At 53.3% G+C, this 22,586-nt stretch carries 17 protein-coding genes; 8 read left to right on the top strand and 9 right to left on the bottom strand.

Going from position 1 to position 22,586, the window contains the following annotated elements; translation table 11 throughout:
* Positions 1 to 13 precede the first annotated feature (13 nt).
* The 3 genes from A6X21_RS20655 (at position 14) to A6X21_RS20665 (ending at position 4,269) form a co-directional block, all read left to right on the top strand.
* A complete protein-coding gene (locus A6X21_RS20655; RefSeq protein WP_068852367.1) occupies positions 14 to 595 on the top strand; it encodes a thioredoxin family protein in 582 nt (193 codons plus the stop codon).
* Positions 596 to 722: 127 nt separating this feature from the next.
* Positions 723 to 1,625, top strand: a complete 903-nt coding sequence (locus tag A6X21_RS20660; RefSeq protein ID WP_240490347.1) for a radical SAM protein — start codon at positions 723 to 725, stop codon at positions 1,623 to 1,625.
* 232 nt (positions 1,626 to 1,857) lie between these two features.
* A complete protein-coding gene (locus A6X21_RS20665; RefSeq protein ID WP_068852035.1) occupies positions 1,858 to 4,269 on the top strand; it encodes a transglutaminase TgpA family protein in 2,412 nt (803 codons plus the stop codon).
* A gap of 37 nt (positions 4,270 to 4,306) precedes the next feature.
* On the opposite strand, the gene A6X21_RS20670 is transcribed toward A6X21_RS20665, so the two are convergent.
* Complete coding sequence (locus A6X21_RS20670; RefSeq protein WP_240490348.1) at positions 4,307 to 5,332, bottom strand: type II secretion system F family protein; 1,026 nt, start codon at positions 5,330 to 5,332, stop codon at positions 4,307 to 4,309.
* A gap of 183 nt (positions 5,333 to 5,515) precedes the next feature.
* Here A6X21_RS20670 and A6X21_RS20675 point away from each other — a divergent pair, with 183 nt between their 5' ends.
* On the top strand, positions 5,516 to 6,301 hold the full coding sequence (locus tag A6X21_RS20675) for a cytochrome c (RefSeq protein ID WP_068852041.1): 786 nt from the start codon (positions 5,516 to 5,518) through the stop codon (positions 6,299 to 6,301).
* A 126-nt stretch (positions 6,302 to 6,427) separates the two neighbouring features.
* Here the strand turns inward: A6X21_RS20675 and hemA are convergent, their stop codons facing one another.
* The 4 genes from hemA to A6X21_RS20695 all read right to left on the bottom strand — a co-directional run bounded on the left by hemA (position 6,428) and on the right by A6X21_RS20695 (position 10,410).
* Complete coding sequence (hemA, locus tag A6X21_RS20680; protein ID WP_068852044.1) at positions 6,428 to 7,705, bottom strand: glutamyl-tRNA reductase; 1,278 nt, start codon at positions 7,703 to 7,705, stop codon at positions 6,428 to 6,430.
* Positions 7,702 to 8,598: a cytochrome c biogenesis protein CcsA gene (gene ccsA, locus A6X21_RS20685; protein WP_068852047.1), complete on the bottom strand. Its 897-nt coding sequence runs from the start codon at positions 8,596 to 8,598 to the stop codon at positions 7,702 to 7,704. The genes hemA and ccsA overlap by 4 nt, the downstream gene beginning before the upstream one ends.
* Before the next feature lie 135 nt (positions 8,599 to 8,733).
* Entirely contained in the window at positions 8,734 to 9,774 is a 1,041-nt protein-coding gene (locus A6X21_RS20690) for a PIN/TRAM domain-containing protein (protein WP_068852050.1), read from the bottom strand.
* 339 nt (positions 9,775 to 10,113) lie between these two features.
* On the bottom strand, positions 10,114 to 10,410 hold the full coding sequence (locus A6X21_RS20695; RefSeq protein ID WP_068852053.1) for a hypothetical protein: 297 nt from the start codon (positions 10,408 to 10,410) through the stop codon (positions 10,114 to 10,116).
* A gap of 299 nt (positions 10,411 to 10,709) precedes the next feature.
* On the opposite strand from A6X21_RS20695, the gene A6X21_RS20700 reads away from it, so the two are divergent.
* Positions 10,710 to 11,534 (top strand): glutaminyl-peptide cyclotransferase, encoded by an 825-nt coding sequence (locus A6X21_RS20700; RefSeq protein WP_083233782.1) that lies wholly within the window; start codon positions 10,710 to 10,712, stop codon positions 11,532 to 11,534.
* 122 nt (positions 11,535 to 11,656) lie between these two features.
* Entirely contained in the window at positions 11,657 to 12,190 is a 534-nt protein-coding gene (locus A6X21_RS20705; RefSeq protein ID WP_165603889.1) for a nitroreductase family protein, read from the top strand.
* A 105-nt stretch (positions 12,191 to 12,295) separates the two neighbouring features.
* On the opposite strand, the gene A6X21_RS20710 is transcribed toward A6X21_RS20705, so the two are convergent.
* Entirely contained in the window at positions 12,296 to 13,291 is a 996-nt protein-coding gene (locus tag A6X21_RS20710) for a DUF1559 domain-containing protein (RefSeq protein ID WP_068852059.1), read from the bottom strand.
* Between the two features lie 309 nt (positions 13,292 to 13,600).
* Here A6X21_RS20710 and A6X21_RS20715 point away from each other — a divergent pair, with 309 nt between their 5' ends.
* Positions 13,601 to 14,914: a phenylacetate--CoA ligase family protein gene (locus tag A6X21_RS20715; protein WP_068852062.1), complete on the top strand. Its 1,314-nt coding sequence runs from the start codon at positions 13,601 to 13,603 to the stop codon at positions 14,912 to 14,914.
* A gap of 15 nt (positions 14,915 to 14,929) precedes the next feature.
* Here A6X21_RS20715 and A6X21_RS20720 read toward each other — a convergent pair whose 3' ends face one another.
* Together A6X21_RS20720 and A6X21_RS20725 are read right to left on the bottom strand one after the other, a co-directional pair.
* Complete coding sequence (locus A6X21_RS20720) at positions 14,930 to 16,519, bottom strand: OB-fold nucleic acid binding domain-containing protein (protein WP_131818471.1); 1,590 nt, start codon at positions 16,517 to 16,519, stop codon at positions 14,930 to 14,932.
* The gene (locus tag A6X21_RS20725; protein WP_068852068.1) at positions 16,516 to 17,769 is read right to left on the bottom strand and encodes a hypothetical protein; all 1,254 of its coding nucleotides are present in this window, start codon (positions 17,767 to 17,769) and stop codon (positions 16,516 to 16,518) included. The genes A6X21_RS20720 and A6X21_RS20725 overlap by 4 nt, the downstream gene beginning before the upstream one ends.
* Positions 17,770 to 18,053: 284 nt before the next feature.
* Here A6X21_RS20725 and A6X21_RS20730 point away from each other — a divergent pair, with 284 nt between their 5' ends.
* A complete protein-coding gene (locus A6X21_RS20730; protein ID WP_131818472.1) occupies positions 18,054 to 21,509 on the top strand; it encodes an FHA domain-containing protein in 3,456 nt (1,151 codons plus the stop codon).
* Between the two features lie 60 nt (positions 21,510 to 21,569).
* Here the strand turns inward: A6X21_RS20730 and A6X21_RS20735 are convergent, their stop codons facing one another.
* The gene (locus A6X21_RS20735) at positions 21,570 to 22,505 is read right to left on the bottom strand and encodes a serine O-acetyltransferase (RefSeq protein WP_013109572.1); all 936 of its coding nucleotides are present in this window, start codon (positions 22,503 to 22,505) and stop codon (positions 21,570 to 21,572) included.
* Positions 22,506 to 22,586 lie beyond the last annotated feature (81 nt).

A 22,586-nucleotide genomic window follows, 5' to 3' on the forward strand; every position in this document is an offset into this window, starting at 1 on the left:
CAGCGAGGCAAAAATGGTTCGTGTCCCTTCGACCATGCTCCCTTTGGGAACAGTTGCTCCCGGTTTTTCACTGCCCAACATCGATGGCACAATCGTTGAAAAAAGTGCTCTGGCTGGCGATGCACCTCTCCTGGTGATGTTCATCTGCAATCACTGTCCGTTCGTGAAACATCTGCGAAGTGGACTGGCTCAACTCGGACGTGACTACCAGAAAACAGCACTCAAAATTGTGGCCATCAGTTCAAACGATGTCGTGGCCTATCCGCAGGATGATCTCGCTGCCATGACACGCGAAGCAGCCGAAGCGGGCTACACCTTTCCTTATCTACTCGATGAGAGTCAGGAAGTTGCCAAAGCTTACCGGGCGGCCTGTACGCCAGACTTTTTCCTGTTTGATGCAGCCCACCGGCTGGTTTACCGGGGCCAGTTTGATGCGTCTCGACCGGGGAATGATATCCCCGTGACCGGGAGCGATCTGCGGGCAGCGATCGATTCGGTTCTCAAAGGTCAGAGCCCTGCAGCAGAACAGACACCATCCATCGGTTGTAACATCAAGTGGAAGCCCGGCAACAATCCCGATTACTTCCCCGGCTGAATTTTGAATCTTGATCTGTTGGCATCCCCAACCGAGTGGGCTAACAAGAGGGTGGCACGCCCTGCAGGCTTTGCGAAAGGGCGTGGCCTTCAGTCCACGCCGGATTTGTGTAGGTCTCGAATGGGCGATGAACTTCGAACAAACAGGCTTGCTGATGGCTGAAATCATTCCACTGCATCGCGACCATTCAAGGTTGTTTCATCAGAATCGCTACGTTTATCCGGTTGTTTCCAGAAGAAGTGGTGGTATCTCTGTCGGGATTAATCTCAATCCGGATAAGGTCTGCAATTTCGATTGCATCTATTGTCAGGTGGATCGGCGAAGTGAAGCCGAAACCACTTTTGTTGGCACTGAACACCTTCTGGCCGAACTCGATGAAGTGATTGAACTGGTGACCAGCGGCAGGCTCTGGGACGATGAAAAATTTGGAGCCACCCCTCAGGCGTTTCGTCGCTTCAATGACATTGCCTTTTCCGGTGATGGAGAGCCCACCACGTTTCGAAACTTCGACTTGATTGTGAATGAAGTTGCTCAAAGGAAGATGAGTGCCGGGCTCGATCAGGTCAAGATGGTGCTGATCACCAATGCCAGTATGTTCCATCGACCAGCCTGCCAGCGCGGACTGGCGGTGCTGATGGCTCATCAGGGAGAGATCTGGGCCAAGCTCGATGCCGGGACTGAAGAGTATTATCACCTGATTGAAAGAACTCGCATTCCCTTTGCGAGAATTCTGGAGAACATTCTCGATGTCTCGCTCCGCTGGCCGGTCGTGATTCAGGCCCTGTTTATGAATGTGGCCGGTGTGCCTCCGACAGAAGCAGAAATATCTGCCTGGCTGGGCCGCTTAAAAGGCATTCTTGCCGCAGGTGGCCAGATTTCTCTGGTCCAGGTTTACACAGTCGCACGACCACCTGCCGAAGCGATTGTCACACCACTCTCGGATGCCGAGGTTGATCACATTGTGAAGCGTGTGCAGCAGGAAACATCGCTGACTGCCCAGGGATATTACGGCTCCCGCGCATCATCCTGATGGCTTCACCGAAACAGGATGGATTACACACAGGAAATTGTGCATTCTGTAACAGAGTTCTCGCAATGAAATCCGTCGGAAATGGTGGCCGGCTGATTGTTGGTATGTCTCGATTTGCGCCATGCCTGCCGCTTTGGACAAACCGGCTTTCTCATTTTTTAACACGCCTTTTCCATCTGTTTCTCGTATCAGTATTGCACAACGTTCCGCAGGGATTGCAAAGGATGTTTCAATGCCGCTGACAACTGTCTTTCATGCCAGTCTGTATGGCACGATCTGTCTGGCGGGCTTTATTCTGGGCCGAGCTGAGGGCAACTTTATCCCTTATCTCACGATTCTTGTGGCCATGGTCGGCTACATGCTGACTGAGCATTACAAAAAATGGATGGTCACTGTTCCCGTCGCTAATGCTCTGGGGCTCGTGGCCTTTCTGGTTGCAGCTATTGAATTCACCGTTGGTGACCGCGAAGGAAAGCTTCTGGCTGGTGCTCATCTGGTGGTTTATCTCAACTGGATCGTGCTGCTGCAAAAGAAAACCAATCGACAATACTGGGCTATGGCGGCACTGAGTTTATTGCAGGTGGCTGTCGCCTCCGTTCTGACGAACGACAGTTGGTACGGTGGCATGCTCGTCCTTTATTCCGTAGTGGCGATGTGGTCGCTGGCAATTTTTTCTTTGCATCAGGCCAATCAGCAATTTGAATCCGGACGACGCGAACCAGTGGCTCGAACTCCTTTGGCAGGTTCTTCCCTATCCATCACGACTGCTTCCGTGATCATGCCCAGTGAAACCTGGAGCACAATTCGTCACGATGGTTCGGCAAGGTGGGTCACTCCGCGTTTCATCCTCGGCGTCATGACCATTGCGAGCATGTCGCTCATGCTCAGTGGAGTGTTCTTTACGCTTGTGCCGCGAGTATGGATTGGCCCTCGCTTATCATTGGGTGATGAAGCCGATGGTCCAGTGGGAAGTCTGGGCCGCAATACGATGACGGGCTTTACGTCTCAGGTGAAACTGGGCTCACTGGGCGAGATTCTGGAAAATTCAACACCTGTGCTTCAGGTGAGGTTGTTCGATTCCGAGACAGATCGGGAAATCGATGTCAATCAGTATTGTGAGCGACTTGGTTATGCCGAACCCCTCTTTCGAGGCATTGTGCTGAGCCGCTACGAATCAAGCCAATGGCTGGCCGATGTGGTCTTTTCTTCCCAGGATCCATTACCACGCATTCTCGCGGAACCGGCAGTGCGTCAGGAGTATGTTCTGGAGCCAGTTGGGACTGATCTACTCTTTGTCATTGGCGATGTGAGGGCTTGCGATCTTGATGGTTCCGAACGCCGTCGGGTTGTGAAGCATACCACAACTTCTGTGCTGACACGCGATAGCGTGGGACGTTCGGGAAGTGCGGAACGGATTGGCTATACTGCGTACTCGGCACCCATGCCCGCTGTTGTGCAGCCCTTTGCCATCATGCCGGTTTCGTCGAGGCTCTGGCAGGAGTATCTTTCGCGCAATTATCTGGAAGACCTGCTGATTCTCAATGACGATGTCGCCGCGATTCGTCCGATTGTCGAACGCATTCTTGAAGAAAAAACCCGACAGGTGGGCAGCAAACTGACTCCTGTCCAGCAGGCGGTCGCACTTGAATCGTGGTTGCGCGACAGTGGGAATTTCAAGTACACACTCAAACAGGCCCGCGTGGATCTGACGGTTGATCCCGTGATCGATTTTCTTATCAACCGCAAGGAAGGGCATTGTGAATACTTCAATACAGCCCTCGCACTCATGCTGCGGGCTGCCGGAATTCCCTCACGTTTAGTGAGTGGGTTCAAAGGAGGAGATACGAACCCTCTCAATGGCCGATTTGAAGTCCAGCAGCGGCATGCTCACGTCTGGGTGGAGGCATTTCTCACTGAACCGAATGGCAAGTTCTTCTGGGGCACTTTTGATGCCACGCCTGTCGCAGAGCGGAATACAGAACTGGAGACCATCGGTGGCAAAATGACTTTCTGGCAGGCCATGTCGAGCGAGATTTCCATGTTCTGGTCTCGCTATGTGGTGAATGTCACTCTGAATGACCAGGAGCAGGGGGTCTACGGCCCGCTGCGCGATTGGGTGGCATCGCTGGGTGGTCAGTTAAAGGATCGCACTGGTGGCATTCAGAGCCTTCTGTACGGCCTCTTCTCGATTCTGGCGTCACCCAAGGAGTGGCTCACTGTCGGTGGTATGTTGAGGTTGCTGATTATTCTCGTCTTGTTCACGGGACTGTTGTATGTCCTCAAATACGGCATCAAACTTTCTCTGAAGGGGTTCTCAAAGTATTCCCAGAAGCGAAAAGTCGAACGCAAAGTTGTCGAATTTTACGAGCGATTCCAGAAAGTCATCGCTCAGGCTGGCTTGAAACGGGATGAAGCTCAGACCCAGAGAGAGTTTGCACTGCAGGTGACTCACAAACTGTCGCAGCGACTCCATGACGAATCTGTCTTGAAACTCCCTGAAGAACTGACCGAGTTATTCTATAAAGTTCGCTTCGGGGACGATGTCGTTGATGCCGCAACGGCTCAGTCATTAGATGACCGGCTGGATCGTCTTGAAAGCCTGCTCGATACAAACCGGCAGCGTCACCACGCTTCCAAGGTTTGATTTGAAGTCGAAAGCGCATCGACCATCTCTGGTCAGCCTAGATATCCTTGAGTGCGCCATTGATCAAACCCAGGTAGATCGAAAAGACGCGGAAGATCAGGACGATGATCATGATCGCCACAGTGGCCCAGATGGCTGAACTGAAGGCCATCGTCAATTGAGCGAGGCTGCGTCTGGCATCATCGTCCAGTTGAGGGGCCATTCTCTCCAGCACTTCGGGAACAGTTCCCGAAGACTCACCGACGCGAATCATTTCCAGATAATCCGTGGGAAAATACCCCGTGGCCTGCAGGGCATCCGATAACTCCTCTCCCGACATGACCATCGCATTGATTTCTGGTGCAGTCGCAGCGAAAGCGCCATTACCACTGGCTTTGAGACTGGCCGTGATACTCGGGCCAATCATCATGCCCGAATTCTGAGTAATGGCAAACGCCCAGGAGAAACGAGACAAAGCAAACGATCTCAGGCAGTGGCCCACGACAGGGACCGTCAGCAGTAATCGGTCAAAGGCCCCTCTTTGTCCCATGCGATTGATCATCTCCCAGCCGATATAACCGGCCACCAGCAGCATGGCCCAACCACTCAGCCAGGCCACTGCACCGGTTGTTCCCGTCAACCCCACACCGAGAACATCGAGTGGTGATGAACCGGTGACCTGAGCGACGATCCCCAGGACGACGATCAGAATGGCCACAATCAGTATGGCAGCGACAGCCTGGAGGAGAGGCCAGGTGATGGCGGCGATAAAAGTGCGTCGCATTTGCACCTGGTGATCGAAATGCCCAGCCAGTGACGTCAGAACTTCGGGAAGATTCCCCGTCTGTTCACCCACACTGACCATATCCACCAGCAGAGCCGGAAATGTGGAGCCTTCAGCGATCAAGGCTTCGGATAATCCATTGCCAGACCGCACTTCCTGAATCAATCGTTGAGTGACAGGCCCGAAACGTTGATCGCCCGCCCGCTTGCCGGCAAGTTCCAACGCTCGAATCAGAGCCACACCCGAGTGCAGGAGTGTACTGAGTGATCTGCACCAGACGGCGACAAGATTCAGTGGCATTTGTCTTCCGAAGATCATCTCGTTCGGTATCCCTGCGGGTTACGCCATCAACGGAAATTCACTTTTCAGTTGAACTCTCTGACCGGCACTTGCGGACATGCACTAACACCCCCACAATCTTAGTCGAGTTTGAGACTCTTTTAACCAACCGCTTTAAGAAATCTCGCATTGAGGAGAACACCCGTGCTGCCGAAATCTTTCTCGAACCCCGTGGTTTCAATCATTGCCAGTCGATTGCTTCAGAGCACGATGGCTCTGGCCTGCATCGCAGGCGTTTCCAGCGTCGCTCGAGCAGAGAGCCCGATCCCCATCGCGAATGTTGCTCCCGTTAGCGATCTCAATGCCGAAGCTGAAGCTCTGATCGCTACGATCGGTAAAACTCTGGAATCGGAAGAAACTTACAAGAAAGATGCCAAAGTCTGGAAGCAGGGGGCCAGCCTGTTGGCGGTCGTCTCGCAAGCGATTGTCGAACATCCCGAGGCCAGCTCACTGAAGTCGGCAGCACCTTCCATTCGTCAGGGGGCCATACAAGTGGCTCGCAGCAAAACCTTGGCGGAAGCTCAAGCAGGCCAGAAAATGATCACAGAAGCTGTCGCTGGTCGCTTGGTAGCCGATGCCAAACCCGAGGCCGATTGGGGCAAGCTCACCAAAATGCATCCCTCGATGGAAGAAATGAACTCGCGCGCTGCCGCCGTCCGCCGATCTCTGAAAAGACTCCGTAAGCCCGAAGAAGAGGCCCGTGATGCCACTGCTCTGGCTTTACTGGCTGTGGCCACTTATGCAGATACCCACGAAGTGAAAAACGCAGCCGATAAACCCTACTGGCAGGAATTAGCGGGGAACTTCCAAAAGGAAATGACTGAGACTGCGACCGCCATGCGATCCAAGGATCTCGAAAAAGCCAAAACAGTCTTCGCTGAAGGGATGAAACGCTGCGAAGCCTGTCATGAGAAGTTCCACAACGAATAGTCGTTTTGACGCAAAAATGGGTAAGGCTTATTGAGCCTTACTCATGAGTGGGCTGCCTTTCGCCGTGATTTCGGAGCCGGGTCGCGATCATTACGCCACCCGGCTCTGACGAGAGGACATCGTACTTCACCGCAAGCGGAAGAGCCTCGATAGAGCATCGAGCAGGCCATTTGGCGAACCACCTTTTGATTCGTCGCGTAGCGCTTCCAGCGGCGGGTGCAGCAGTTTATTCACGATTCTGGCGACTGTGCGTTCAATCGCATCTCGGTCTTCGGCAGGCAGATGCGAAAGTTTTGAAAACAGCTTCTGCAATTCCTGCTGGCTGATCGAATGCCAGTCGTCGCGCAGGCGTTTAACGATCGCACCGCCCGCCCGGCTGTAAAACTCACTCATGAACCGCTGAGTTTCTTCCTCGATGATGCGATTTGCTTTTTCCACCTCGGCCTGACGCAGTTTGCGGTTGCGGTCGCAGGTTTTCTGCAGGCTGTCAATGTCATACAGATAAACATCATCGAGCGAAGCGATCTTCGCGTCAAAATCTCTGGGAGCTCCCAGGTCAATGATAAACACGGGCTTGTAGCGGTTCTGCTTGCTGCGTGCCAATTCAAAACGTGCCATCGTCACCACCGGTTCATCGGCACCCGTGGTACTGACAATCACGTCCGCTTTCCCCAGCCATTCGTCCAGTTGCTGCCAGTCGGCGACTTGCCCCCGGTACTTTTCTGCCAGACGCTCGGCACGATCTCGGCTGCGGTTGACGACAATGACCTGCTGCACACCTTCATCGGCCAGGTATCGGAGCGTCTCTTCTGCCATCTCGCCGGCACCGATCACGACGACGAGTTTGTCGGCAAACGTATCAAAGATGCTCTTCCCGAATTCCCCGACAGCGACACTGGCAATCGATACTCGACCGTTGGAAAGTCTGGTCTCTGTACGCACTCGATTGGATGTGCGGATGGCACCTTGAAACAGAGCATGCGTCAAAGCGCCGCAACTTCCGTTTTCGTCTGCTTTACGATAAGCCTCTTTCACCTGTGCCACGATTTGCGGCTCACCGAGCACCATGCTGTCCAGGCTCGACACGACCTGAAACAAATGCTGCACCGCTTCCGGGCCAGTATGTTCGGTCAGTTCCTCAGAAAACTCTTCCAGTGGAACGTGATGAAACTCAGAGAGAAACGATGCCAGATTCTGCCTGACGACGGCAGGATCTTCTTCGGTGTTCGCTGCATAGACTTCCACACGATTACAGGTCGAAAGGAACACGACTTCGGAGGTCGGGAACCGCTCGTGGAACTCCTGATAAGCCCGCTGGATATCTTCGGCACTGGAAAAAGCGAGTCTTTCACGAATCGCCAATCCTGAGGATTGATGGTTGCAGGAGACGACATGGAGGTTCATTTCTGTCCCTCCTCGTTTGCAGACTTTGTGGGAAGAGTTACTGCTTGAGGAGCCACTTTGACAGGTTTTGCTCCATGCACTGAACTCACACCGGCAGCCGATGTCAGAACCTGCAATCCAACATAAGCGAGCAGTAACAGCCCCGATGACCACGCTGTGGCGACAGCCACCTTCCGGCCCGGCGTGCGTGTTCGAGAGAGTTGCCACGTCAGCAAGCCGCAAATCAATGCCCAGCCGATCGTGCCGCCGAGAACCACAGGGTCGATCCATACATTTTCGGAGGTCCAGTTCGTGAGGATGATGCCTGAAAGGACTCCCACACTTAACAGTGGAACGGCTGTCGAAATCGCCCATAAGTTGAGTCGCGCCAGTTGTTCGAGGCTTGGTAAGCTCAAACTGCGTTTGGCAATGGCCCCCTGTTTGAGGCGTTCATTCTGCCACAAAAAGAGCAGACTGATGACAAATCCGACGAGGACGGCTGCTGTCCCTAGTACCAGCGAACTGGCATGCAGCATGGCCCACGATCTTAAAGGATCCCAACTCCGGGCCGATGTCTCTGGGAGCAGCCATGATGTGGCCACGAGGCCAATAATCAACGGAAACGAAATGATTCCGACAGCCAGTTGCGAATCGACAATTGTCAGGACCAGATACAGCACCATCAGCAGCCAGGCCAGAACCAGCAGCCAGTCATGCGAAGAGCTGAGTAATGGTGGCAAATTCTCGGCACTGGCTCTTGCCAGCAGATATAGGGTATGAGCCAGAAGCCCGGCAGTCGCGAAGCCCAGAGTCAGTGTTCGCGCCAACCAGCCCTGGCCACGCAATCGTGTCAACTCGAAGCCAAAGGCCACAAGATAGCTGGCAAAGATGCAGAAAACACTCACATTGAGCATGGCGAGCCTGGATCACATCCTGCAAATGTTGAGTATCCTGTTTTCATCCGACACCGATTGATATCCAGCAGATCCCCAACCATTTGGCCTGATTGCAGGTGGTTTGAGACGGACTCGCACCACACGTGGAATCTTTTAGACGCTTTTCGCAGGAACGGGGGCAGGGGTGCCCTGCATACGACCAAAAATCATTCGCCCTGCACTGTTTTGGAGCACACTCGTGACAACAACGTCAATATCACGGTTCAGGTATGCTGCCCCCTGTTCGCAGATCACCATCGTACCATCATCGAGATACCCGACGCCCTGGCCGTAAGCTTCACCTTCACGGATGATCTTGATTCGCAACTGCTCGCCTGGGAGGTATCTGGGTCTTAATGCATTCGCGACATCATTGAGATTAATGACATCCACACCTTGAACACTGGCAACTTTATTCAGATTAAAGTCGTTGGTCAGCACACGGCCACCACGCTGTTTGGCCAGTCCGACAATTCTCTGGTCGACTGTCAGACCTTCGGGGTTTTTTTCTTTCACCTCTTCGACTCGAATGTCGACCTTTGAGTTCTGCTGCAGACGGGTCAGCACATCCAGGCCGCGACGCCCGCGTGTGCGTCGCAATTTGTCATTGCTGTCGGCAATTTCCTGAAGCTCTTCCAGAACAAAGCTCGGGACGATCATCTCTGTGTCGAAGAGTTTTGTTTCTGCCAGATCGGCAATGCGGCCATCAATCAGCGAGCTGGTATCCACCACCAGAGGCCGGCCCCCTTTGATTTCTTTCACAAACTCGACGTAAGGAATCACAAAACGGAAATCGTTGCGTGTCTGCAACAGCAGCGAAATACAAACGTAAGGGAGCACAATCAGTCCCAGGCCAATCACTGCACTTTTCACATAGGGCAACAGGCTGAGTGGTTCGAGTGCCACCGAAAGGAGATAGCAGAGGAGGACACCAATCAGCAGTCCAAAGTAGATCGAAGAAATCAGATCCAGTCGTTTGCGGGGGATCAGTAAATCGGCCAGCGTGAAGGCCTGTGTAAAGAGCATCAGGCCGACAAACCAGAGGAATGGATAATCCCCGATAAATGACGGTGGATTGCTGGAAGGTGCCACGAAGGATGCAATGGCTCCCGCGCAGATGACCGCATACAGAATTCGAATAATGATCAGCAGCATAGCTTTGGTGTCGTCAAAGGATGGAATTCGTCAGGGATGCCACATGGTGTATACAACGATCGATGATGGCCAATCGTGCTGACCAGAATTGTCTCAAACGGACCTTCTTTCCGTGATGGAAACAATCGCTCCGCCATAGCCAATCTCTTCGTCGTTTCTGCCACTTATGGTATTTCGGTTGACTAAGGTTTGCCAGTCGTGGGGTGTCGATGCCTGAATTCTACCGCAATTCGTGGCCTCTGAATCGCTAGAATCAAACTTATGCGGTCCTCGGACTTCAGGAACAGAAACGAACCCGGTAATCTCTGCGTATTGTGCATTTGTGAAGATGGAATCTGGCTAGATTACAACGTCTGCCAGGCAGGAAAGAGCCACCACCTCCTGCCACCGAACGAGGACCTGTTTGCGGTTGACTCGAATTCCCAACCTTCGGGTTTCAATCACATATAACTCTCGGCTCGATTTCGAGTCTCGCAGATCGTGAACATCAGCATCGGCCAATGTCGCAAAAACGCCGTTCACACTCACGAGGCGACCGGCAATCACATAATTGGCCACTGTGTCGAGGACGACATTTTCACCCAGCATGTGTGAAAGTTCACCCTGTGTCAGCATCGTTGCGTCAAGTTCAGCCATCAGGTTCTCTTTTTGTCGTCCGTCAAAATGAACCGACGGACGTGAAATATTCGAGTTTACTTCTGTTGAGAAGACGTGTTACTGCTGAATTTTACATTTTCAGTCGCCAACTCGACCAGTAGTTTTCAGCCAGTCAACATTCATCTCTTCTCAGATCAATTGCCTGGATGACTGTGTCGTCGATCACACCTTGGCCATTTCAAAGCCTCAGTTCGTCTGGTTTGATCCTTGGGTTTCGGGTATGACCAAAGAGGAAAAGCAGATTTTAGGTTCAACTGGCGGCAGCAATGAGAGCTCACATGCCAATCAAATTTTCCAGGGAATGGTCGCTCATTGTTGCCCTGTGCTGCATGTGGACTCAGGTCGCTTGCGATCACTCGACGGCTCACTCGCGAGATCGAGTCTTGCCTGTCGAAAAGGCCGAGGTTGTGGCCGCTTTCCCACATGATCCAGAAGCCTTCAGCCAGGGCTTGGTGGTCGAAGGCGGTACTCTCTACGAAAGTACCGGCCTGTTTGGAAGTTCTTCGTTGCGGATTGTGGATCTGGAAACCGGGAAAGTTCAAAAGATTGTTCGCTTGAACGATCAGTATTTCGGTGAGGGGCTCACCAAACGGGGTGACCAACTGATTCAGATCACCTGGAAAAATCGCGAAGCCTTTGTGTTTGACGCAGCAACTCTCGAATACAAAACGACGATCCGTTATGCCGGTGAGGGATGGGGTCTCACTCGCTGGGGCGAACATCTGGTCATGAGTGATGGTTCCTCTGTGCTCAAGGTTTTGGAACCTGAGACATTTCGAGTATTAAGAAAAATCTCGGTCCGTGCCGATGGTCGAGCGGTCTCCGATCTCAATGAACTGGAGACCGTGGGAAACGAAATCTGGGCCAATATCTGGCATCGTGATCTCATCCTGAGAATTGACCCTCGCACCGGGGAGGGGATTGGATGGATCGATCTGAGTCATCTGTTTCCATCCAATCGTCGTCCTCACCAGGAGGCAGTTCTTAATGGAATCGCTTATGATCCTGTGAAAGGCCGGCTGTTTGTCACCGGGAAGAACTGGCCTCAATTGTTTGAGATTCGAGTCGCCTCACTCCCGGAACCAGCCGTGAAAAAGCCCTGAGCCGGTGACCTTGCTGCTTGTTGGTAGGGCATGAGGTTCTCCCGTTATTTGCAGGATTTGCGTTTGTTATGACTGAGTCTTTATTGCCCCCATCCGATGTGTCCAGGTCGATTCAGGAACTCATGGCTACTCGTCGCACAATAGGTGCGTTTTTGCCGGAGTCCCACGGGCTTAAGGAAGCTCTGCTCGAAGCGGTCGAAGTGGCCCGCTGGGCTCCGAACCATCGGCGGACAGAACCATGGCTGTTTGTCGATCTGGGGCCTGAAACGATTGAAAAAGTACTGACCTTGAACGATCAGATTCTCACAGCCAGTAAAGGGGCCGAATTTGCTGCCACCAAGCGAAAACAGTGGGCTGAAATTCCCGGCTGGCTGGTCGTTGGTTGCAAAATCGCCGACAACCCGGAGATTGCCGAAGAAGATTATGCGGCCTGTGCCTGTGCGATTCAAAATTTCACTTTGAGCCTGTGGTCACGCGGGATTGCCAGCAAATGGTCCACTGGCGAGATCACGAAGCAAGCAGAGTTCGCCAAGACTTGCGGTCTAGACCCAGAAAACCACCGCATCGTGGGCCTCATCTGGTACGGCTTTCCCGCCAAGGTTCCAACTGGCAGTCGCCAGCGTACCGTTGATCAGATTCTCACCAGACTACCCTGAAGCACTGTTTTTGATGCTTATTGCATAGCCGTAAATGCAGGAAACAGACCACAAATGGTCTGTTTCCTGGTGATCATCGCTATGTCGAATGCCATTATTGGGCGATTAGAATTCGCCAACCACCTCACCACCGGCGCGGGTGTTGATGGCTTTAAACAACCCCAGATCGACATTCTCGGTCAGGAATCGCACGCGACCATCTCCGAAGAGAAAGTGAGCCCCGCCCACATGCGGGCTGCTGAAATCATCCAGGTGAGTCGACGGATGGTTTGGCGTATGGTCGGCCAGACCCAGGACGCGGGCAATCGCTTCGGCCCCTTCAGGAATCACGGCTCCCCAGGTGCTGAACCACTGCTCGTCAGGTTCCGCAGGGTCTGGAAGCAAGTCGGTCTTGTGCTCACCCACTAAAACTGTGTTGCTGAGTCCATCGCTGACATCACGGAAGCGGACATTGCTGTTGTGCCAGAACATTCCATTCCCGCGAATCTGATGGTCTGGCCCGTTGTCTTCAATGTCATCTTCCCATGAGTAGTTTGTATATCCTTGGACTGAATTACCGAAAGCTCCGACATAGTTGGCATTTGCCAGAGTTGCCAATGGAGTGGCGCCAGTCGCTTCATCGAAGATCTGCCACGTTTGCGGGCCACTATCCGAGGGGCAGCGGAAGGCTGGCAGAATCGTACGGAGCAGCGCTTGGTTATTATTACCTGCAGTGCTCATGCATGAGTCAGAAAAGTTGATACGGTTATAAAGCGGTGTCTGATCCAGCATCGGGAGAATCATGGTACCCCACGAAAATCCGGAGACACCATCTTCGGCATGCGGCTGCCGAGTGGCTGCATCCACTCCAATCCAGCCCGGTGGCAGAACACCGTGTGTGTCATGATAGTTATGCAGTGCCAATCCCAATTGTTTAAGATTGTTGACACATTGTGACCGACGGGCCGCTTCGCGAGCCTGCTGGACTGCTGGCAATAAGAGAGCGATCAAAATGGCGATAATCGCAATCACCACCAGCAGTTCGATCAGGGTAAATCCTTTGCGGATATGATGTTTTGCAGGCGAAATCTTTGATAAGCCTGCAGCATTTATCGTGAACATGGGCTGACTCTCAGTGGGTAATCCGAAATGATAAGGACAAATCCTTCAACAACATTAGCCTACCAAGCAACACACTTAATGCAATAGGCTTGCAAGAGGTTTCTGAGAGCAAAAGCAACTTCAGTGTTTGTATAATTGAAGGAATGTGAAAGTGTTGGCCGGCGCTTTGAGAGAGTGACTTTGGGCGGGTTTGAATCCCTCACTTAGAGGCTACGCACGATGAAACCAGACTGTGTGGTAGATCTTTGCAAGATTCCTGTGAAAGATTGGTAAGCCCATCGTCTGACAACCGTGAAAAGGTCCCAGCGGATGAATGTCTCCTTCCCATCGAATCGGCAAGAACTTCTCGACCAGCAGTTCCAGCGTTTGGCCGAACTTGTCGGTCGATTGGAGCGCAATGTCTTCTGGCAGCCCAGGCTCAAATCAGCGGAGTGGACATCGGACAACATTTCGTCCATCCCTCCGACTGCGGAAAACTTGCGAGCCCTGCTGGATCGACTTCCCATCGTTCGCAAAGCCGAGCTGGTGGAAGATCAGTTACAGAACCCTCCTTATGGCACCAATCTTTCGTTTCCACTTTCGGACTATGCGAGGTTACATCAGACCTCCGGCACGACCACAGGGAAACCATTACGCTGGCTCGATACGCCAGAATCATGGGCCTGGATCATGTCGTGCTGGAAGCAGATTTATGCGCTCATGGGGCTTCGAGTGACAGATCGCTTGATGTTCCCCTTTTCTTTTGGGCCGTTTCTAGGTTTTTGGGCAGGCTTCGAAGGGGCTACCCAGATGGGAAATCTGTGTCTGGCAGCCGGCGGTATGAGCAGTGAAGCTCGTCTGAAACTCATCGATGAAAATCAGATCACCATCCTCGCCTGTACTCCGACTTATGCACTCCGGCTAGCCGAAGTAGCCAGACAGCAAGGGATCGACCTAGCAAAATCGTCGATTCGCGCGATTCTCGTAGCCGGTGAACCCGGTGGGAATATCCCAGCGACCCGACAATTGATCGAATCCACCTGGAATGCCAGAGTCTTTGATCATTGGGGCATGACTGAGGTGGGCCCGCTGGCCATGGAGACCGAACATGATCCCGGCTCGTTATCTGTGCTTGAGACAGAATGCATCGTCGAGATCCTCCATCCCGAGACTCGCCGAGCTGTTGTCGAAGGAGAATCCGGAGAACTGGTCATCACGAATCTGGGACGAGTCGGCTCGCCACTGCTGCGTTACGCCACAGGAGATATTGTCACACCATCGTGGCAGCGCGTCGAAGGCGATCCCCCTTTCGTCAGGCTCATTGGTGGAATCGAGGGCCGCACAGACGATATGTGGATTATCCGTGGCAACAACGTCTTCCCTTCCAGTCTGGAAGAAATCATTCGCTCGATACCAGAAGTGGAAGAATTCCAGCTTCGAGTTCATTCTCACCGGCAGATGCAGGAAGTGAGTATACGGATCGAATGCCGGCGCGGTCTCAGTGAGGCAGCATGTCAGAGTTGCGCCATGAAAATCCGCCAGCGGATCAAAGAGCGGCATCACTTTGAAGCCACGATCGAACTGGTCGAACCGGGTGTTCTACCTCGATTCGAGATGAAGGCCAAACGGATTGTGGCTGACTGATTTCAAACGACACGACTATCGATTCGTATCGGTATAGAAGGAATTCAAACGCAGTGAATTACCGGGCCCCGATTTGAATTCAAGAATCAGTCGATTCGCCCCTTCGCCGTAAATCCAGTGTTCAATCGGCCCGCTGCCTAAAATCAGCCGTGTTCGTCGAGGTGGAGCACCCAGCAGACTTTTGGCCTGTTCCATCGTCATGCCCTGCGCTAATTCTGCTGGTGCTTTCGCTGAAGTCGTTGCGGCTGAGTTGGCTGTTGAGAGTTCTCGCGTCCAGCGATTTCCACTGAGCCGATAACCCAATCCTTCAAATGCTTCGCGAAGGGTTTTGTCCTCAGGAAACTTGAGCCAGCCATTTTGCAGGATGGCAATCGCACCTTGTTCATCGTTGTAGATCGCGCGGTGATTTTCAGCCATGCGGACGACACCTGCACCACCTTGCGGGATGGAGAGTTCCGCACGATGTTCCATCCATGCCCGGCGAGCCTGAGTGGCGATGTCGGCTTTTTTCCGCGCTTCGAGATCCTTGGTAAACGCCAGGAGTTCTTCGCGAGTCATCGTCTTGAGCCGGGCCATTCGAAATGCATCGTAGCGGTCGAGAAAACTCTGGCTTTCATTTGCCCTTTCCGGAAGACGGATTCGCCATTCTTCTGCCAGCTCGACCCCATTCCTGCCATCAGACAGTAAACGTGCCTGAATTTCCGCCGCTGTCGCTGCGATCATCAACTGGCGATGCCACAACTTTCGGTTTGCATCGTCGGCGGCAGCATATTCATTGAGAACTTCGGCTTTCTGCAGATCAACAGCAATCCATTTCGCTAAGGGAGTCTCCGCCCCGGGAAACTTGCGACTGATCTGCATGACAGTGCTGGCCAATGCAGCCGGATCTGGCTGTCCATCGCGGATCATGGTCGTGACCTGGAGCCACATTCCTTCGAATTGCAATTCCATCGCGAAGCGTTCATCGAGCTTCAATTCGCGGGCTTTCTTGGCCAAACTTTCCAGGGCTTCAGGGGTTCGCGGGTTGAGAATTCGAGCTTCTGTCTGCAACCCCCGCATGCGGGCACTGTCTGCCAATACCTTAAGCTCGGTATCAGCAAAGAAAGTGGCTCGGTTTTCTGCCCAGTCAGCCAGTTCATACCACGGCTGAGCTTCGCCGGCACGAATCTCTCCGGCTCGAATGCGATACTTTTCGCCATCGCCCGCAACCACGCTGACTTTGGAAACATCAAACAGAAGTTTGTCCGTGTTTTTCTCTTTGCGGACCGTCCCTCGCACAACCACACTCTTGCCACTGGAAACCTGCCGGGCATCTTCTTCTTTGAGAACAAATGGCATCGCGCATCGAGCCAGTCGCATTGAATTTTTCGATAGCGAGGTGATTCTCCCTTCGATCGTTACCGGAACATCAACCAGGCTATCCCAGCGATCTTTCAGATCATTGAAATGCTGCGTAGACCAGGCTTCTTCGCTGGCTTCGATCTGGCATGTCGTGGCCAGGCAAAGCAAGCCAATCGCAAACACAACGGACAGTCGAGGAGCCTGTAACGATCCCATCAATCCTGCCATGGTACGTCTGGCCTTCATGAAATGAGCGATTCTCATGGCGATGACGCCTTCTTACCGGAATTGTTCTCGCCAGCTTGATCAGCTCCGGGAGGCGTCTGCCCGGTGCTCTTGAAGCCCATCGCTGCCATCTGACGTTCAAGAATCTCCGCGGTTTCTTTTTTCAGATCTGGATCAATGGAATCGAGCCCCAGCGTCTGCAGCACTTCCTCATGCGCCCACAGTGAGAAAGTATCGCCTCTGAGTCGGATACGCAGTTCAGGCCGATCTGCGGGAACTTCAATCTCCTGTATCTGCCCAGCCACAATCATTCGCTGCGATTCATCGCCACTGGGAAAACTTGATCTCATCCGATCTGGATTGAGCAGCACAATCGTTTTTCGGCCGGCAACCTGTAACGGGAGATCAAATCTCCAGCCGTTTGTCTCAGGCTCCGACCGGTCACGTTCTGCGTAACTGTCGAAAATCAGCCACTTTCCGGCATAGTTTCGACGGACACTATCCTTGAGTTCTCTAGAAAACTGCGGCCCGCGAAGGTCTGGTAATCCCTCCTCAAAAGGAATCTCCACCAGATTTGCAGCAGCCCGGGCCTCGGCAGCATATTGCCGCACCATTCGCGAGGTGTCTGTTTGAATTCCCAAAAGGTTAAGTGCTGTGACGGCATCCGTCAGTTGTCGATTGGCTTCAGGAAAATTTCCTTCTTTGAGTGCTTTGATCCCCGCTTCAGTGGCCACATCAACTCGCAGTTTGGCGGAGGCAATGGCCGACTGCCTCCAGAGTACCAATCCTGTCAGCACCAGAACGAGTGCCGTGGCACTCACGATCGAGTGCCAGATGCGCCAGGACGATTTGAGCTGATGGAGGCGTTTCCCCCAACTGGCAATCAACTTTTCGACAGCCGAAGGTTCGGGTGGTGCTGCATCCTGAGGTAAGGTGATCGGCACTGGAGGTGGCTTCACCTTCCGGCCAATCGCTTTAGCACCTTTGACGATGGGGGCCTCACCAGCGGTCGAAGCCATTAAGGCTTCGTTCAGTTCCGGATCATCACCTGAGTTTTGCGAACTCACCGGCTGGGCTTTCGAGAGAGTCTTTGTCGTCGCCACTGGTGGATAGACATTCGCCGGGAGAACAAAGACTTTCTGTCCGCATTGCACACAAGGGATGAACTGATGGGAAGCGGAGCGTTCTCCCGTGATTGTGTTGCCACATCCACAGGCAATTTCAAAGGGGACTGCGACCGGTGGAACCGATTGAGCAGATTTCGAAGATTGGCTGAACCAGCCTGCCATAGACTCACACTCTTAAAAGGCTGGGTTGCCCAGTTTGCGTTCCACCTGTTGAGTCGCCATGTCATCAATTCACTAGCTGCATTATTAGGCGACCAGGTCCGTGGTTCAATGGCCGATCTATGAATCGTCAAAATCGGAACAACTGGAAAAGTCATTCTGGCTGAAACTGGAAATGTTGCTTACGGGCAACATGACGCGCGCAGTGAGACATCCAGAAGCTATAGGGCTCATGGTGGGTTGTATTGCGCATACTTCCCAGCGGTTCTTGATTGAGGAGTTCCAGAGTGACGACATTGATGGCCCCGATCGCATTTCAACCTCGTGAAGCGGAAACTGTTGGCGCATTTGTGCTCGTGCCGACATTAGGTGGGGCACCTTGGATTCTTCGTCGAGGGCGACATGTACTCGGGAGCGGACCAGAGGCCACCTTGCAGCTCTCGAATGAAGGGATCAGTGCTCAGCATTGCCTGCTGATTGTGGGGCCCTCATCGGCTATCGTAAAAGCCTGGGATTCCCGAACCTGGATCAATGATGGGCCCGTCCGGGAAGCGACACTCAAGCCGAATGATCGGCTCACCATCGGGCCATGGACATTCCGCTTTCGATCGGCCACGGCTGATGAACTCCTCCAGTTTGTACCCGAAAATTCTGCGTCCAACGGACCAGTAGCCAATCCATCGGTCGTTAGTGACGCACCGACAGTTTTGCCAGTGACAGCAATTTCAGCCGTCTCATTGCCAGCCACAGAAACAAATCTCATTTCGGAAATTGCCAGCTCTTCAGCTTCGAGTCTGTCGATCTCCGATGATCGGCTGGAAAAAGATCTCGCGAGCGACGTCACTCAGTCCGCCGAAAATTCACCTTCAGTCGAGCCGAAACCAGAGTCAGCAGTCGCAGATCGGGAAGTGATCAAACAGGAATTGCAGCGTACGCTGGCCTCTGTCATGGAACAGAGGTTGCACCTTGAACAAGCGGCCCTCGATCAAACCCGTACGCTGGCTGTAGAAAACAGCCGTCTCGTTGAGCAACGTACCGAACTGGAGCGATTGCGCACTCAACTTGTCCGCAGAGAGACCGAGTTTTCTTTGCGAATGCAGGCCATTGAGACGACAGAGTCTGCCCAGCAGACCTTGCGCAAAGAACTTGAAAGAACTCAGATCAAGCTGCTGCAGCGGCAAGTCGAACTGGCTGAAGCGGAACAAACTTTTCAGAAGCAAGTCGAAGAGAAAACGGTCTCGCTACAGCAACTCGAGCGGAACCTTTTGCAAAGCCAGGCCGAACATGCTCAGGCAGTCGAGAGTCTGGCGATCCAGAAACAGGCATTGACTGATTTTGAGCTGCAACTGGCACGGCGCGAAGCAGAACTTCGCGATGACGAAGCGATCTGGCAGGTGAAGTTTGCGGCACAGAAAAGCGAAGCGGAAGCGATCGAAAAGCAGCTTGCCGACATGGAGTCACGCAGTGAAGCGTTAGCGCTCCTGGAGCAGTCGTTGAGCCGACGTGAAGCCGAAGTCGCATCCAAAGACTCTGAACTGTCACAGTTGAAAGCCGCTTTCGTCCAGCAGGAAGAGGAGCTTCAGCGTGCCCGGCATGAAATGGACTTACAGCGGTCGACACTCGCGCACGATCTGGCGCAGTTGGCCATTCAACAAAGTGAACAGGCCGCTCGTGAAGCAGCGATCGACGAGCGTCATCAGGCTTTAGATCTTCGCGAGCGGGCGTTAGTCAGCGAGAAAAACCGCATTGAACAAATTGCTGAAGCTGCCAGAATTTCGCTTCAGGAAGAGCAGGCCCGACAGGAAGAGACCTGGAGTCGCTGGGATGAATCGATGAGAAAGGCGACAGCCGATCTCCGCGCGCAAATGGAAGCCCTCGAACAGGAGCGGGCTTCGCTGGAAGCTATGGCCTCTGGACCGCAGTTGACGCCAGAAGTTGTGAGTTCTCCGTCCTCAGAACTTGATTCCGTTGTGCCAGCGGCTGTTGATTCGTTTGATGGAAACATCGATACCCGGGCTGAAAATCAACCTGCGATCGTCGCATCGACTTTGGATCCCATGACAGATGTTCCTGCGTCTGAGCAGGCTGCCACTGCCTTGGAGACAATTGCAGCAGCAGTTGAAGCTCCCTCAATCTCGGATGAACCTGCGGAGTATGCAGAGACAGCAGAAGCACAATCTCATTCAAAGATTGAGGACACTGGCATTGATCATACTGAGATTAATGGCCATTCAGCCGAGCCTGCCTTGGCGGAAGACACTCTTGTTGATCACTCTGAAATTTTTTCAGAGAACTTGATGATCGAACCGAACGCCCTGATCGAGAGTGATACCGAGACGATCATGCCAGGTACTGTCGATTGGCTGCCGGTAACTCCCGGCGAGTCGTATGTTCCTGAAGTCGATCATTCAGAAACGATTTCCACGCCAGTCGACCCGGCTGCAGCTTTGGAAGTTGCCGGTTCACAGGAATTCTCGCCTGTTGGTAATTTGAGTCCTCTGGAGCCTTATCACCCGACAGATGAGTTCACTCCGGTTGGTCACTCCTCGGGTTTGCATGAATCTTTGGATGGCAATTTTGAAACAGAAGATCAGGCGGACAGTTTGCCGGCGTTTGATATTTCCAGTATCAACCCCTGGGCCAATGAAGTCGTGGCTGATGCGTCGCAATTTGAAGAACCTGCTGAGTCGACCTTCGGAGAACCTCTCGCCAGTCGCCGCCTGTGGAATGAGCCCGAAGACGAGATCCCGGCAGCGAAACCTGCGAGTCTCACCTCGTTGAGCAAGAATGACCAATTGGCGAATGATTCTGCCGTGTCAGATCCGGCACTTAGCCTCCGGGCAGAACTGGCTCAACTCTTTGGAATCCAGGATCTGGGTGCCAGTCGACCTTCAGTGGAAGAGTCTGAATCGCAGGAAGCAGAGCTTGCAAGCTACGACGATTCAGCCGCTGGATGTCCAGAACCTGTTCACGCCCACGAACCACGGGACTCGATGGCTGCCCATGCAGAAGATTCAGCCGCAACTTTTTCCGAGCGAGGTTTGAATGGGGGCGTGCAGGAGCCAGAAGCACATCGTTTCTCGGCAGAATCATCGACCACCCCCAGTGAGTCGATGGCCACGGCAGATGCTCATTCGGCCAATGCCGTAAGTCGCGAAGCAACTCCGAGTGACGCCGCGCAGACCGCAGATGAAGAAGAAGATTCGGTCGCTTCGTACATGGCCAGATTGCTGGGGCGCTACGGACAGAAGGCCGAAGCACCTGTCAAAACAAGCCGACCGGTGGAATCTTCAGCCTCATCACAGGCAAGTCATAAACTGGTGCAGGAAGTCGCGACCACAGTCCCCGAAGTCCCCGTCACCTGGAGTGAAGAACCCCGGCATAAAGTCGATAAAGATGAATTCCGTGCTCATCTGGAATCGATGCGGCAAGTCGCAAATGTCTCTGCTCGAACTGCCGTTAAGAGCAGTCATTGGAAGCGTTCACGCATGCAGGTGCTGGTGAAGGGGATGCTTGCTGCAGGGGCGCTGGCCACAGGAAGTGTGCTGCTCCTCGGAAAATTTGCGAATGGCCAGCCACAACTGATGCAAGGTCTGGTGGTAACTGTCGTCGGGATTTACCTGTTGCTGGAAACAATCAAGGGAGTTCGTCGAGTCCAGACATCGGCCCAGTTACAACTCGCTCTGGCCCATTCTGCGGAACTTGAGGGCCGAAGCGCTGCGCCAGAAGCCCGCCAGGAGTAGGCATCGAAAGGGTAAGCCGCTGGTGGGAATCCATGCCAGCGGCTCTCCCACTGATCGAATTCAACTCGCTTCACGATATCGCAGCGATGGTTTTTCAATGGTCACAATCGTGTTCGGCGGCACACTGTGCGAGAGCGAAACACTTGATCCAATCACGGCATGCGAGCCAATGACAGTCTCGCCTCCCAGGACAGTCGCGTTGGCATAAATGACCACATGGTCTTCAATTGTGGGGTGCCGCTTGTGCCGACGGAGCAGATTTCCTTGTTCATCTTTCGGAAAGCTGAGTGCCCCCAGAGTCACACCCTGATATAGCTTGACATGATTGGCGATCTCGCAGGTTTCTCCAATCACGACCCCAGTCCCGTGATCAATGAAGAAGGAATGTCCGATGGTGGCACCGGGATGGATGTCAATTCCTGTCTGGCTGTGGGCCCACTCCGTCAGCATGCGGGGGATCAACGGGACATCGAGCAGATACAATTCGTGGGCCAGGCGATAAATCGTGACAGCATGCAGTCCCGGATAGCAGAAGATGATCTCATCGAGACTTCCGGCTGCAGGATCACCATCAAATGCCGCCTGTACATCCAGCGCGAGTGTTCTTCTCAAACGCGGCAGTAATTCCAGTAGCGTGATGGTTTTGGCCTGGGCCAGCGCTTCAAAATCGTGTGAAACTTCGTCAGCACAGGAAATCCCATGCTGGCGACGATAATCATGCCTTAAGGCACGGGCAATCTGCTGGGTCAGGCGATCATGGAGACTGTCGACCAGATCGCCGACGTGATACGTCACATTGCCCATATGCAGATTCTGCCGACGACGATATCCCGGAAAGAGAATCTCCTGAAGATCCTGCGCGATTTCGTAAACCGCTTCACTGCTGGGCAATGGGCAATGTCCCAGATGGTGGGTCGTCGCAAAATCGCGATACGATTCGACAATCCGATCAGTGATTTCCGGCAACTGGTCTTTGAGTCGAAGATCCGTAGCCATAACAAAGTCCCTAATACTTCCCGGAAATGCATCCACAGCAACTTCAGTCTCTGCTGCCGTCAGGGACACCTGGGTTTCATT

Source organism: Planctopirus hydrillae, from assembly GCF_001707835.1.
GTDB classification, from domain to species: domain Bacteria; phylum Planctomycetota; class Planctomycetia; order Planctomycetales; family Planctomycetaceae; genus Planctopirus; species Planctopirus hydrillae.